Below are 13,421 nucleotides of genomic sequence, written 5' to 3'. Positions count from 1 at the left end.
ACGGCCCGGGAAGGGGCCTGACGGTGGCAAGGAGAACGTGGACGATGACCGATCTGATGGAGTTGTTCCGGCACTGGCATGCCGGCCGGTTTCAGGTGCAGATCTCGACGGCCCTGGGGATCGACCGCAAGACGATCCGGAAATACCTGGCACCCGCGTTGGCGGCCGGGCTGTCGCCCGGCGAGGGCGGGAAGTTCGACGAGGCGCTCTGGCGGGAACTGATCTCGGGATGGTTTCCGGAGGTCGGCGACCCGGCAGCGCGGGCGGTGACGTGGCCGGCGATCGCCGCGCACCACGACCGGATAAACGGGCAATTGAAGGCGTCGGTGACGGGCGCGACGATTGCGCATCGCCCGTGCGTCGACCACGGTGTCGCGGTGTCCGATTCGACGGTACGTCGTTATGTGGCAGTGCAATTCGCCGATCAGGTCGCGGAGTCGAAGGTGACGGTGCCCGGGCCCGGATGGCGATTATCGCGTTCGCCCGGTCGGTGGCGGTAGCGCAGGCCTCGCATACCGGGCGGAGTTTGCGGTCGCGGATTTGGCGGGTCAGCGTCGGATACGACAGCCGGTAGCCGAGCTCTTCGAGCTCGTCGCACAGGGTGCGGGCCCACAGGTGCGGATCCTCGGCCAGCCCGGCGGCGACCTCTCCGGCTTCGACGCCGCCTACCAATCCGATGACAGACCGCTGCTGACATCGATCAACCGCTGGGGCCACACTCCGCTCATCCCGGCGCCACTGACCGCACGCGCTATCACCGCTATCACCCAGGCCCGCCTGTACGGCAGGACACCCGCACACATCATTCCGCAACGACGGGCACGGTCGGCATCGGCGCCCACTACATCGCCGAGCGAATCGGACCATTCCCTCGACCCGCACTAAACGAACGGGGAATCGAGGGCCGCCGCGACGCCCATCAGGGCCTGAGCGACGTCACCGACCTTCTCGACGACATCGAAGACCGCACAGACCAGCTATTGGCCGAGCTGCTCGGGATCCTCGACGACGTCACGTGAGCGACCACTGTCAGGTGCGCGTACGGCAGTGAGTCCGCCGGCAACGGGAACTCGGTGTCCTCGCCGGGGACAATCCGCCCGCGGTTCGACGATAGTTCGGTCACAAGCCCTGGTGCGTCTCGGAGTTGTGAGTCCGGCCACGACCGCAGCCAGATAGACGGAGAAGTGAAGTGGCTGCTCAAGCCATGCGGTGCGGGCTTGTCGTATGACGATCACAGCCGATGACTCGCGCTCATGGTGGGACCAGTGTCGACGACTATATCCAATCGCACCGGGGACCATTCGTGGTGGCGGCAGCGCTTCTCGCGGCACGCCTCACGCTGGCCCGAGGAGGCCGGCACCCTGCGATGCCCGCAGTGCCGGGACGCGGTGTCCAGGTGGGGACACCGGCGTGCCCGTGCCGTCCGCTCGGTGGGCGAAACACACTGACCGAAGCGACCACAACGGGTGCGCTGCCGGCGACTGCGGCGCCACGCACATCCTGCTACCCACCGCCCTGCAGATACGCCGCGGCGACACCACCGAGGTGAACGGGAATGCGTTGGGGTGGAAAAGGCCAGAATTCCGGAGGATTGCCGAGCGGATGCGACGCCCGCAATCGACCGTGCCTGGCGACGCCGCACTACCGGTGAACAACAAGTCGCACGTTCGTGAGTGCGGGCAGGCCCTGCCCACGCCCATAATGTTACGCAGGCCATCTCGACCGTCTTGCCTTCCCGTAGATGAGCTTCGAGATTCTTGAACTCGCGGCCAGCGCCCATCCGCACCTGTATGCGATCCTTCGCGGCCTGATTGCCCGCCCAAACGACCTTCGAAGCGACCTTCGATGAGTAAGTTTGTTTCGTTGACCTAGTTCGTCGCTGTTGGATTGATGCGCGTCAGGAAGTCCGGCAGGGCGTTCCATCCGTCGAGCCATATTGTGTTGACGCCCAATGAACGCAGGTAGCGATCCTTGACGGGGTTCCGACTGCCTTGCACTGTGTAAGACGCCGGGACATTCATGCCGTAGACCAGACGAATGTCGTCGTGAAGCAGGTTGAAGTTGGGGTCGCTGAGACTGAAGCCCACGAACAGGAAGGCTGCCTCTGCCAACTCCGCACGGAGGAGGCCCAGCATCTCCTTGCGGTCGGCTCGGGCCCGGGCGTAATCACTGCGGGTAAGCACGATCGTCTCAGGCTGATCGATCGACCCGTGCAATTTCACGAGATGGTGTGCCGGTCGTTCAGCTCGTCTAGCCTTGAACTGCTCCTCTGAGACGCTAACGCGCACCTGTTGCCCTGCATCCAGATACGCCTTCTCAATCAGCTCGTCGTAGTTCGTAGTGAACATCAACGGTAGGTTTAGCCGCACCAATGCTTCGTGGCTAGGCGTCGTCCGAATGGACGGCTGCCTGGACGAGTCGAACTGAGCGAGCAGGAAGTCCCGGTAGTTCGCGTCACCCACTGTCTGACGAAACAGCTGGGCACAGTCCAGTGGCCCTTCCTCGATGAAGAAGGTTCGCAACGATGTGTGCTCGTCAGTCGACGTCTGGCTAAGTATCTCGCGATACATGCGGTTCACCAGCCAGGGCCATGACGGGAGTGGCAGGCCGTCATCATCTGGGGTCAGATCCCCGGTTGGGAAGTCGCGCGGCCACCAGGGGTCATACCGGTCGTAGTCGAACCGTGCACGGCTCTGGAGTCGTGGTCCACCGAACGACAGACCCGCCCCGAGAAATACCATCAGCCGACCCTGTGCAGAGATCACACCCCGGAGTCGGTGGATTAGCGACGCGTTGCCGGGGTTCTCGTGCCATGCCGTCATAGCCTCTAGTCTTCCAGCGCCTTGCCCCTCAGACTGCGTTGACGCACCACGACGCCGCTGGGCAAACATTCTTCGATGGGACGCTTACCTCGATCGGCTGGGGCAGTCCGCGGGCCTATGAGTGGTCGACGACTTCCGGCATTGTTAGCAAGGCTTTGGGACTCGCGGCTGACAGACGACGCATCGATCTTCTGCGAGAGCGCATCCGCGGGGGCCCGTTAACCCCGTTGACTCTGTTGACCCGTGAACCAGAACGCGACATGACAGACTCAGGCGGCCCGACCTGGTCTCCGACCGCCCGGAACGTCGTATTGCCATCCAGGGTCTGGATCTTTAGCACAGCCATACGTAGCGCTTCGATGCGCTATCGACAATTACTGCAGATGCCTTCTACCAGATCGCGGCGAGGAACGGACACGAAGCAGATTGTGCATCGGTCGGTGAGAGACGCACGGCGCTCGCAGTCGCAGCGTTGACATCTAGGACAAAACGGCTTGCCGCATTCAGTGCAGGGGAACCCAGCGGCGTTGCCGCTATAACCACAGGAACAGGTGATCGTGCGAGTCGTTCGGGTAGACGATGGAAGTTCCGGAGTGTCCAAGTGCAGATTGCTGAGTCCCCACAGGTCCACTTCGGCCAACACGCTATAGGTGCGCTTTTCTGTGGCGGTGGCGTTGAGGTAGTAGTAGCTTCGCGTTCCCCACGGTGTGGACCAGAATGATTTCGTGATGATCTGTTGGCGAGGTCGGATGCGGGCGAGCGGATGATCGCTGGGCACGGGTTGGCGGCTTGCGGGGTACACACCGGGTTCGCCGACCAGAGCAGCGTGGACGACCGTGTTCGACAACCGATCAGTAAGTAGCACTGCACCGGTGCAGGTGAGTCGCCGGGCTAGGGCGATCGCACAGACTATTTGGCTGGCCTCGCTGGCAACGAAGAGGTCGAGAAGGTGTTGGCCCGTGATTGGGGGAGTACCGACAATGCTGGTGAGCAGTTCTTCTGGGATCAACAGTCCCGCGGCGATGTCGTCGCAAAGCCGTTCTAGTTCGGTCTTCGGATCTTCTCGATCGGCGAGCCAGATCATCGCTTGATCATCATTCTCGACGAGAAGGTGCGCATACTCGTGCAGAAGAGTGAAATTTTGCCGACGGGAGTCCGTAGGCGCGTAGAGCACTGTGCCATGTTCACTGAAGGACATGCCGTCGCACATGCCGCCGGCCCCACGGGAGGAACTCAGTGCCCGGACAGCTCGTACGACGAGACCTTCGGTGGTCATCGCAACGAGCGGTGCACGCTGGAGTTCGGCGCGCAGCTCCGGCGACAGTGCACCGACTATGCGGGTGGCGTGCTGCTTTCTCGTCATCGGTCGTCGAAGTAACCGGGAATGGAGCGCATTGTTCGTAGAACGTCGAGCATCGCTTCGACTGATCCTCCAGTTCTGTTGCGATGGGCGGCGGTGGCTAGGGTCCTGCTGACGCGTTTGCGCATGGCCTCCGGTTCTAGGCCGCACTCGGTGGCCCAGTCCGCTATGAAGGTCGCAATTCTTTGGTCGTCGAACAGATCCGCGTATTCGCCAAGAGCTCGGTTCGGCCTATCAAGAAGTAGTGCATCGTCGTTGACGGACAGTTCTTCTGCTATGGCAGTGATGAGTGCAGGGGAGAGCTCTGGGTGACCGAGTTCCCATCGAAAACACTTCTGAAGACTCAGATCCCAGCCGCGAGCTAGTAGTCGGTCGACAAGCTGTTGGAGGTTCAAGCGAGCCCGCTTACGCGCTGCGGCCAGTTTGCTTCCACTGACGACAAGGGCGGGATCGGGCACAAGGCCAAGCATCAAGGCGACAGGGTCGTCGGCACGAACCGGCACGCGCCCGGACGGCTGCGCGTCGGACTGTAGTTCCACGACTGTATGCAGAGCGGCTTCGTGGATGGCGTCGAGCCAGGGGAGAACATCGTCGACAAGTTGTTGGTCTTCTGGGGCGAGAGTGGGGTTCGCTGAGGGTGTTCCCTCCCGTCGGGAATGGAGGGCACGTTGGATCGGAGTGGCATCCGGATCGAGGCGCCGCTCATTTCTTTCGTCGTCGCCAGTCATGAGTTTCGGTCTACCTCCTCCCTGAGTTGCTTGAGCGCTTGGTCGTACAGTTGGCCCACCCGCTGCCCGGATAGCCCTAGCTCCACGCCGATGTCGCGATTAGTTCGTTCGTAACCATCCTTGCCGATCACTATCAAGCGTGAACGGTCATCAAGGGTCTCGAGTGCGGCCGAAGCCCGAACTACTCGATCAGCGTGTTCAACGAGATGTACCGCCGTCTCTCCCGTCGGGTCGGTTTCAGCGTCGCGATGGGTTCGAGGATCATTGTCATCGATCTCGTCGTTGTTTCGGGCAGTCTTGATGAGGTCCTGGCATGCGCGAGTGACAGCAGCGACCAGGAATGCTTCCCAACTCCGAGGTTCCGGTAGTCGGTCTTCGGCTCGAGCCTGGACCAGTCGAGCAAATACTGTCATGAGGGCCACGTCGACTTCGTGGTGGAAACTGCTTGGGAGTCGCGCCTGGGCGTGGCGCCGAAGCCGGACGTGGTGGGCTTCGTAGAGTGCGCCGATATCGATGGGCGGAACCGCGGCAGCCTCGCCCTTCTCATACTGTCGGCCGACGCTCACCACTGAAGTATGCCGTGAGCTGACGCAGGCACATCGTCAAGACGCGCCGGAAGCCATAGGAGGTTTTTCGTACAGTTCGCGATACCACCGAATACGGGTACCGGAGCGACATAAGCATCGACCAGTGCGGTCTGCGGCTATGCGCCTGACAAGCCCAGGAGGCAGACCGGTGAGGTCTACATCGACCCGGCGGTCGACCACCGGAAGTCCTTGAACCTGTTTGACGATCTCGGCAGCGGCTAGGACCCCGGCGAACCAAGATACTTGTGGTGCGGCCACTGCGACCACGCCATCTCCGGAAGGTGAACGCACCTCGCCCTCGGCGTAAGCCTGGCGTACCAAGTCATTGATCGTCGCGCCGATGAGTGCATCACGGCGGTGCGCAGGAACTTTGCCTGCTGCAATTGCCTGGTCGACGTCTGAATCGGTGAGGCGGGCGCCCTCCTGCATCAGCGATAGGACGCGGGGGACCGGTAGGCCAGTGGTTACCGCGTGAACGTCAGCCTGGGTCATCGGAGGTTGGGCGCTGACGTAGTCACAGAAGGGGCAGGCAAACCCGTCCGCGAAGAACTCTCGTTGGGCGTGAAGTGACAGCCCCGACACGCCAAGAGACAGTGTTGAGCGGGCGAGAGCGTCTGTCACTTCCAGACGCCCCGTGAGCGTGTCGACGGAGGACAGCAGTAGTCCGTCAAATCCCGGCTGGTCCTGACTTCGAACCCAGTCAGCTACGGTGCCAGGGGCAGCTTGTGCCTCGAAACCGAGTTTGGTGAGCCGGTCTGCGAAGTACTCGGCTTTAGATCCAGTCTCGGTTCCGAGTAGCGCAGGATACCGAAACGGGTTTCGGGTGGGGTCAATAGTGTCCGCGTCGATGGTCGTGATTTTGGCCAGCGTTCCTCGTGGGACAGGCGTGCCCATAGTGTCTTGGTTCCCGAGCGCGGTGGCGAGCAGGGCGAGACTGCTGCTGCCGACAGAGCCCACGCCGGCGACTGCGAGATGTAGGTTGTGTTGACCTGCATTCGGGGGTGCTTCGGGCGCAGCGGTCAGGTTGTAATCGATCAGGTTGGCCACGTAGGACTCAACTACTCGGACTCCCGAGAAGCCGACAGATTCGAGTGCGATCAACAGGAGTTGGCTGACTGCTATGCATACAGCGCCGTGCACTCCGAGCGCGTGTGAGGCGTTCTGCCCAAATGGTTGTGGCTTGGTACCGAGGCGAATCGTGTAATCGTCTCCTCCTATCCCGATCACGCCGGCAGGGACTCGGTCGCCGAAGGTCACAACCAGCTCACGGCGCGGTTGCTCAGGGGGACGTGGGCGCACGTTGTCCAGCGCGGTCATCAACTGATCAGTGTCGGTGGCGCCCCACCAGTTGTCTGCGAGGGAGACTGGGCGTTCCAAGACCACTTGGCCGAAGAGCCGGGCGGTCATTCCCATGAATGCGGCTAGAGCGATGGTGTACCTGCCTGCCATATCAGGTCCGGTTCGGATCGCGATGCGCACGTCATCGAGTGCGTGCAAGAGGGTCGAGGTGTGTGCGACGGACTCGTCACCGAGAAGCCGCAGTCGAGGATCAGTGGGCATCGTTTTCTCCCGGGCTTGCTTGGATCCACCGATCGCGGTCTGCCCCGACTGGTAAGGATCGCCAGCGGCCACCTTCGCGGCGTAGTACGGCGCACGCATTCAATCCCAAACGAAGGCCGAGTCCGAAGAATGGGACCACGATGGAAAGGGCGCCTTCGTGTGTCAGCACGGGGTTCGCGTCGTCGGTTTGCGAGTGGTATGCCTCGGCTGGGTGAGAGTGGATTCGTGCAACGTACAGTTCGTCGGCGCCGAGGGCTTGGGCTAGTTGCATCTGTCCACGGCGGGTGACCTCAACGGAGACTTCGCCTCGGTGACCTCGCCACGGCTGTTGTTCTGGTATCACCAGTTCGGCCCCGTACGGGCTGTGCTTGATCATGGCCGTTCCCTCGTGTCCCCGCGTGCCGCAGTCTTCGAAGAACGTTCGGGCAGCGGTACACAACTCATGGGGTAGTACCAACGTGCTCATAGGCCCGCCTTGGTCAGTAGGTGCGCCAATAGGCTGTCGGCCCGATGTGCGTATCGGACGGCATCCCATCGTTCAGCGAAGTGGCTTTCGTGTGCGTAGTACGCGCGGGTGCCGCTTACGCACACCCAGGGGATTTGCAGACTGCTATGTATTCCGTGGGCGTATCCGGGGATCCATTGTTCGAGCGGGAGGATAGAGCCATTTTCATCTACGAGTGCGACGTCGAAGGGCTCCGCGTCGTAGCGTGAACCGTCGAGTCGGAGCGTCCAGGATCCGTCTGGGCGGCGCAGTGTCAACAGCAAGTCGCTACCAGCGCGGCGAAGGTCGTGTGCCCGATCACCCAGTCTGGATCGGGCGTGGCGCACCTCGGTGTCGAGCAGATCTGCCAGCACCGCAGGATGCAGTGCCATTAGCCATCGACCTGAGGCTTGCGATCCACTAGTACGAGTACATCACCGTCCACGACGCTGACGTCACGCAGTCTCGCGGTCGGGTCGAGTTCACCCTCGCCACCAAGGCGCGGCAAAGCAAGCATGTAGTCGCCAGCCGGCAGCTCGCCTTTCGCGACGAAACGTTTCACGGACGAGGCGGTGATTTCCGCCACGGTGTCGTTCGGTTTGACGGTCTCGGAGGCACTGTGTCCGGCGAGGGTTCGGATCGTGACCTTGATTGGGTGGTTGTCCTTGCCGCCGCTCGACGTACCCTGCTCCGGATGCAGCTTGTTCGACACACTCATCGACTTTCCTCTCATTTACGCGTCTAGTGTTGACGCCGTCTACAGAGAAGACGACGAAGACGGTCAGAGTGAAAATCGGCGGCGTCAGACATGGTCGGCGCCCGCGAGTTTTGCCGCAGTGTCGGATCCAACCTGCGAGAAGTACGGAAGCGTGCAGCTCATCAGGAGGTGTTGTCGTACGAGGGCGAGCAGGTTCGGGCAGTGGGGCAGGGAGGGTGCCGATCCTGACGGTGGTTCCGGGCGGGGTGGTGGTGATGTCGTCGAGGGTGAGTTCGGCGATCCTGCGGACGGGGATACCGTAGAGCAGGAACAGGAGTGCGGCGATACGGGTGGACAGGGTGATGTGGTCGGCTTCGATGGTGGTGCGTGACGCACTCGCCAGGGGGCGTCCTACCGCGCTCACTCGTGCGTTCACCGGACGGTGGGCGCGTGACATCCGTAACCGATTCCTCGATCAGCACACCGCCACCGCACCCTCGACCGAGATCCACTATGCGACGTCGCCGCTGCGCACGGCCGCGCGTGAGAGAAGCTGCTTGATGCTGCACGCGCGGAGGGGTTTGTCACGGTTCGTCTTGAGTCGCTGCGAATTATGACGGCGGCGCATGCGTTGTATCGGTCTGAGGGTTTCGTGTAGACGCCGCCGTTCGTCGGGTCGGAGGCGGCGAGTGCTGGGCGCGAGTCGCGGCGGTGTTTATGGCGATCCGCCTGTAGGTCGGCGGTGGCCCCGTCATGGGGTGTGGTCGGCACTATGCCTCGACCGCGAGCCGTCGCGGACTATTCGCGTTACGGGTGGGCGACCTGATTCCCGGCCGCACGTGCGGGGACCGCCTTCTGCTTGTCACCCCGCGTGCGACGTCGTATTTGCGAGGGCTGGCGGCGGAGGGGGTGGTGGATCTGATCGCGGTCGAGGAGGGGCGTGTCGTCATCGGGGGTGTCGAACACACCGCGGCGGCGTCGACCGAGGCCGGGTCGGGGGACCGGGGTCTGCGGCGTGGTCGTCGGCCGTGGACGCGGTGGGCGGACCGGACCCTGTGGCGCACCGCGGCCGCGGCGGCACAACCGACGGCGCGGGTCGATCCGACCGCGATCGACGAGGTGCTGCCAGTGCGGGTCGACCCGATCATCGCGTTGCACGATGTGCTCGCCAGCCCGGGCCCGGATGCGGCGGAAGCCGGCGAGCACCTGCGTCGGGCGATCCTGGACGGAGCCTGGCGTGGCTGACGTGGTGCGGATCGATGTCGCCTCTCGTGCGGCGGAGCTGGGCTATGGACGACGACGTCGCAGTCCTAGACGTGTCGGACGGGAATGCCCGGTCGCAGTCGGGCAACGGCTAAATAGGTGTATTGAACTGCACTTATTGCGTTATATAGTCGCAGGTGCGACCATATATGTATGGGTGAGATGTCGGTGTCGGCGGCGGCTGCCGAGCTGGGCGTGTCCGGCCGGCAGGTCACTCGTCTCGCGCGGGCGGGGGAGTTGGTGGTCACGCGGGAGGTGGGGAAGGCGTTGTTGTTGGATGCGGGGTCGGTGCACCGTGTGGCGCAGACGGACCGCCATCGAGGCCGGCCGTGGAACGGGGATGTGGCGTGGGCGGCGTTGGCGATGTTGTCTGGTGTGGGGGTGGATTGGATTTCTCCTTCGCAGGCGAGTCGTCTGAGGCATCGGCTGCGCCGGGCGAGCGCGACCGAGGTGGCATTTCTTGCCCGCCGGCGCGCGCGGGTGCACCGGATGCGGGGATGGGGCGATGATCTGAACACTCTTGTCACCGGCGGGTACGTGGCGGCCACCGGTGTCAGTGCGCTGACCCATGTTCCGGGGGTGGCGGGCCGGTTCGGTTTGTCGGGAAGGGCTGGTGGTGCTGTGGACGGGTATGTGGTCGGCGACGACCTCGCCGGCGTGATCGATACCTTCGGTTTGGTGGCGGACGGTGAGGGGGACGTGACGTTGAGGGTGGTCACTGCGCTGGACCGGTTTTTCACGACGACGACGTTGCCGGTGGCGACTGTTGCGGTGGATTTGATGGAGTCGCTCGACACCCGGGAGCGCAGCGCCGGGGCGCGGGTGCTGGGGGAGTTGCTCGATGATTTCCGGTGAGCGGCCGGTGTGGACGGTGCAGGCACCGGTCGGTGGGTGGGGGCCGCCGTGGCCGCAGGCCGCCGAGATCGCCCAGATGATTCCGTCCGAGCAGTGGACGTTGATCGGCGGGTTGATGGTTCAGCTTCATGCGGTGCGCGCGGGTGTGCCGCCGACCCGGGTGACCGTCGATGTCGACATGATTCTGCATGTGGAGACCGGTGCCGCGACGTTCGGCGGTGTCCGTGCCCGGCTCGAGCAGATCGGATACGAGTTGCAGATGCCGGTGAGGGGGCGGGTGCACCGTTTCGTACGTTCGGGTGGTGTCGAGCAGGTCGATGTGATGGTCGCCGATCACCTGGCACCCCGGTTTCGGCAGGGTGTCGGGGCGTGAGGTGTTCGCCGTTCCTGCGGGCACGTCCGCGTTGCGTAAGACGGTGGACTGCCTGATCGAGATCGATGGAGTGTCAACCAAGTTGAGTGTGCCCGATATCCTGGGGGCGTTGGTGCTCAAGGGCGCGGCCTACCTGGAAGATCCCCGCGATCGGGGGTGTCATCTCGACGATGCCGTGGTGTTGGCGTGCGCCATCGAGAACCCCGTGGCCGATCGGGCACGGATGAGGGGAAGTGATCGGGGCAGAGTCCGAGCCCTGGCCGAGGTGTTGGCCGATGCGGATCATCGCTCGTGGCTGTCGATGCCCGAGCAACGCCGGAGACGAGGACGTGATGCGTTGCTACTGCTGGTTCAGGAGCCGAAAACGAGAGCTCCTCTGCAGCAACGAAATACACGATAATGAGACACTTTGTCGACTGCCGCTCTACCGGGCGCGGACGTGGCGCAGATCGCAGGTCCCCCCCGACGGCGGTGCGGGGTGATCCTGGACGCCGAGGCGGAGGCGCTGAACGCCCTTCTGACGGCGATAGGCCCGGATCGGGACCTGGTTTCGACGAACCGGAGCCGCTGCCCCCTGGGTGGCCCGCATGGGACCTGGAAACCGCCCTCCGCGGCCTGCGGGACGTGGGCGGGATGAAGGCGACGAAGTTGATTGCCCGTAAACGTCCCCGGCTGTTTCCGATCTTCGGTTTCGGTGGTCAGTCAGGTGCTGGGCACCGAGCGGGCACATCTGAACCCGGTCCGGGAGGCACTTTGCGCCGACGACGGCGCGTTGCGTCACCGGCTGGTGTCGATCCTCGGGGACGCGGGCCTCGCCCGAGGAGATCTCGGTACTGCGGGTGTTCGACGTGATCGCGTGGATGGACGGGGAAGAATCGCGGCCTGGGCGAGCCGTCGGACCGGGAAAGATGACACGTCCCGGTGTGTTGTCTTCGGCAGGTGCACGAGGATGATGGTTATGCGGATGAAGTTTCACGAGCAGCTCGACGAGCTGACCGACCGTCTGGCGTCGATGTGCCGGCTGGCCGGGGATGCGGTCCGGGCGGCGACCGATGCCTTGGTGCGGGCTGACCTGCCCCTGGCCGAGCGGGTGTTCGACCTCAACGAACAGATCGAGGAGTTGCGCGGTCCGTGCGAGGACCTGGCGATGGCGCTGTTGGCGTTGCAGGGCCCGGTGGCGCGTGATCTCCGTCAGGTGGTCACCGGTGTGCACCTGGTGAGCCGGATGGGCGGGCTGGTGCAGCATGTGGCCGAAAGTGTCCGCCGGCGTCATCCCGAGCACGTCGCGTCCGGTGAGGCGGAGGAAGTGCTCTCGCAGATGGGGCGGGTGGCGGCCGAGTTGGCCGGCCTCGCCGAACGGGTTCTGCGCACGCATGATCTCGAACTGGCCGCCGAGATCGGTAGACGCGACGACGAGCTCGACGACCTGCATCGACGGTTGCTTGCCCTGATCGAGGATCCGGCCTGGACCGGCAGCATCCCGGCCGCGGTCGATGTCACGTTGTTGGGGCGTTTCTATGAGCGCTTCGGTGACCACACCGTCACCGTCGGGCGCCGGGTGATTTCCCTCGTATCCGGGGAACAGATGACCCCGTAGGTCGTCGCCGTCACGGGCCGCATCGCCGCGGCCGATCCGAGCGTGGACTTCGCCCTGCCCGTTGGTGACGTTGGTGACGTTGGTGGTGTGGTTCTTCATGTCGGTGGCGCTGTTCTTCACCCCCGACTGAACCTGCTATTCGGGTTGTTCGAGGGCGTCGGTGATGCGGTGTGGACCGGAGGTTTCGAGGTGCTGGCCAGCGGCGCGGGGGGCAGCGTGGGCGCGGGTGTATTCGTCGTCGCTGAGCCGGATGGGGATGCGGTGGGCGGGGCCTGGAGTGGGCTGCTGGGCCAGTTCGCGTCTGAGGTGCTCACGCATCTCGCTGATGGGCAGGGAGGCAAGGTCGGTGAGGATTTGAGCGCCGGTGGAGGCGGGGTCGTCGAGCAGGGCCAGGAGGAGGTGGTCGGGTGCCGATCCTCTTCGTGCCCGAGCAGGGCAGTCTGGCGCAGGCTGGCTTCGAGGACCTTCTTCGTCTTCGCCGGTGTTCGGGATGTGCTCAACCGCCGGAGCGGAGCCCGCCGGTGCGCTGACACCGCCGAGCTTGCACTCGAGGGCCGGCGCGGTGACACCCCACGAGGTCAGCGCCGCCGCTCCGGGGCCGCCAGCGTCGAAGATCCCGACCCGCAGGTGTTCGGTGCCGACGGAGTTCTGGTGGTGGGTGCGGGCGGCGCCGGCGGCGAGGACGACCACTTGACGGGCTTGATCGGAGAATCTCTCGAACACCATGACGCGCTCCCTCCCAGGCGTCGCCGCGAGCTACGCGAACTACTGCTGAATTCCCTGCTGCCCATTCTGGGCGGTGCGTAGGTGGTTAGGGGTGGGATCGATGCGACCTCGGCACCGGTGGGCGTAATAGTGCTGTGACCTGGTGTGATGGCATGCCCCCGGTTTGTGATGTGGGGGTCGCCGGCGACCTGTTCGGGGAGTGGCGGCGCCGGGGTTCCGGCGGGCGCGCGGGTGTCTGTTGCGTCCGGTTTTGAGTCGTTTTTGAAAGACGTTGATTTGCAACATGTTTCGGTAATTAGTTGGCGAGTAGGTCTTTACGTGTTTTGTGCACAAACCTCAGCTGGTTAGGTTCGGAAGTTGTTGTTGATC

General features: G+C 63.8%; 13 protein-coding genes and 2 pseudogenes. 7 read left to right on the top strand and 8 right to left on the bottom strand.

Annotation, left to right across the window (positions count from 1 at the left end; genetic code table 11):
* Positions 1-44: 44 nt before the first annotated feature.
* A pseudogene (locus tag HGB39_RS28005) lies at positions 45-461 on the top strand (IS21 family transposase); the annotation flags it as partial.
* A gap of 7 nt (positions 462-468) precedes the next feature.
* Here HGB39_RS28005 and HGB39_RS39070 read toward each other — a convergent pair.
* The 7 genes and pseudogenes from HGB39_RS39070 to HGB39_RS27965 form a co-directional block, all read right to left on the bottom strand.
* Positions 469-645: pseudogene (locus HGB39_RS39070) on the bottom strand (IS21 family transposase); the annotation flags it as partial.
* Positions 646-1,868: 1,223 nt separating this feature from the next.
* Positions 1,869-2,765, bottom strand: coding sequence for an SIR2 family NAD-dependent protein deacylase (locus HGB39_RS39970; RefSeq protein WP_162276270.1), 897 nt, complete (start codon positions 2,763-2,765; stop codon positions 1,869-1,871).
* A 421-nt stretch (positions 2,766-3,186) separates the two neighbouring features.
* The gene (locus HGB39_RS27990) at positions 3,187-4,185 is read right to left on the bottom strand and encodes an ImmA/IrrE family metallo-endopeptidase (RefSeq protein ID WP_155756130.1); all 999 of its coding nucleotides are present in this window, start codon (positions 4,183-4,185) and stop codon (positions 3,187-3,189) included.
* The gene (locus HGB39_RS27985) at positions 4,182-4,910 is read right to left on the bottom strand and encodes a hypothetical protein (RefSeq protein WP_155756129.1); all 729 of its coding nucleotides are present in this window, start codon (positions 4,908-4,910) and stop codon (positions 4,182-4,184) included. Before HGB39_RS27985 ends, HGB39_RS27990 begins: the two co-directional genes overlap by 4 nt.
* The gene (locus HGB39_RS27980) at positions 4,907-5,476 is read right to left on the bottom strand and encodes a sigma-70 family RNA polymerase sigma factor (protein WP_162276269.1); all 570 of its coding nucleotides are present in this window, start codon (positions 5,474-5,476) and stop codon (positions 4,907-4,909) included. The genes HGB39_RS27985 and HGB39_RS27980 overlap by 4 nt, the downstream gene beginning before the upstream one ends.
* 36 nt (positions 5,477-5,512) lie before the next feature.
* Positions 5,513-7,156, bottom strand: a complete 1,644-nt coding sequence (locus HGB39_RS27975; protein ID WP_064080943.1) for a ubiquitin-activating E1 family protein — start codon at positions 7,154-7,156, stop codon at positions 5,513-5,515.
* A gap of 776 nt (positions 7,157-7,932) precedes the next feature.
* The gene (locus tag HGB39_RS27965; protein WP_064080942.1) at positions 7,933-8,259 is read right to left on the bottom strand and encodes a hypothetical protein; all 327 of its coding nucleotides are present in this window, start codon (positions 8,257-8,259) and stop codon (positions 7,933-7,935) included.
* Here HGB39_RS27965 and HGB39_RS27960 point away from each other — a divergent pair.
* The 6 genes from HGB39_RS27960 to HGB39_RS27940 all read left to right on the top strand — a co-directional run bounded on the left by HGB39_RS27960 (position 8,243) and on the right by HGB39_RS27940 (position 12,326).
* A complete protein-coding gene (locus tag HGB39_RS27960; protein ID WP_155756127.1) occupies positions 8,243-8,629 on the top strand; it encodes a hypothetical protein in 387 nt (128 codons plus the stop codon). The two genes, HGB39_RS27965 and HGB39_RS27960, sit on opposite strands and share 17 nt — an antisense overlap.
* 521 nt (positions 8,630-9,150) lie before the next feature.
* A complete protein-coding gene (locus HGB39_RS27955) occupies positions 9,151-9,483 on the top strand; it encodes a hypothetical protein (RefSeq protein WP_247607521.1) in 333 nt (110 codons plus the stop codon).
* Between the two features lie 171 nt (positions 9,484-9,654).
* Positions 9,655-10,356, top strand: a complete 702-nt coding sequence (locus HGB39_RS27950; RefSeq protein WP_064080941.1) for a hypothetical protein — start codon at positions 9,655-9,657, stop codon at positions 10,354-10,356.
* Positions 10,343-10,729 (top strand): hypothetical protein, encoded by a 387-nt coding sequence (locus HGB39_RS39055; protein WP_247607520.1) that lies wholly within the window; start codon positions 10,343-10,345, stop codon positions 10,727-10,729. Before HGB39_RS27950 ends, HGB39_RS39055 begins: the two co-directional genes overlap by 14 nt.
* 399 nt (positions 10,730-11,128) lie before the next feature.
* Entirely contained in the window at positions 11,129-11,581 is a 453-nt protein-coding gene (locus tag HGB39_RS39050) for a DUF6308 family protein (protein WP_247607518.1), read from the top strand.
* 106 nt (positions 11,582-11,687) lie between these two features.
* Entirely contained in the window at positions 11,688-12,326 is a 639-nt protein-coding gene (locus HGB39_RS27940) for a phosphate signaling complex PhoU family protein (protein ID WP_168442966.1), read from the top strand.
* A 135-nt stretch (positions 12,327-12,461) separates the two neighbouring features.
* Here HGB39_RS27940 and HGB39_RS27935 read toward each other — a convergent pair whose 3' ends face one another.
* Positions 12,462-13,052, bottom strand: coding sequence for a Clp protease N-terminal domain-containing protein (locus HGB39_RS27935; protein WP_168442965.1), 591 nt, complete (start codon positions 13,050-13,052; stop codon positions 12,462-12,464).
* Positions 13,053-13,421: the final 369 nt, after the last annotated feature.

It is taken from the genome of Rhodococcus opacus, assembly GCF_012396235.1.
In the GTDB taxonomy this organism is placed as follows: domain Bacteria; phylum Actinomycetota; class Actinomycetes; order Mycobacteriales; family Mycobacteriaceae; genus Rhodococcus_F; species Rhodococcus_F opacus.
The sequence above is the reverse complement of the archived record's forward strand: the minus strand, read 5'-3'. Positions and strand labels throughout refer to the sequence as shown.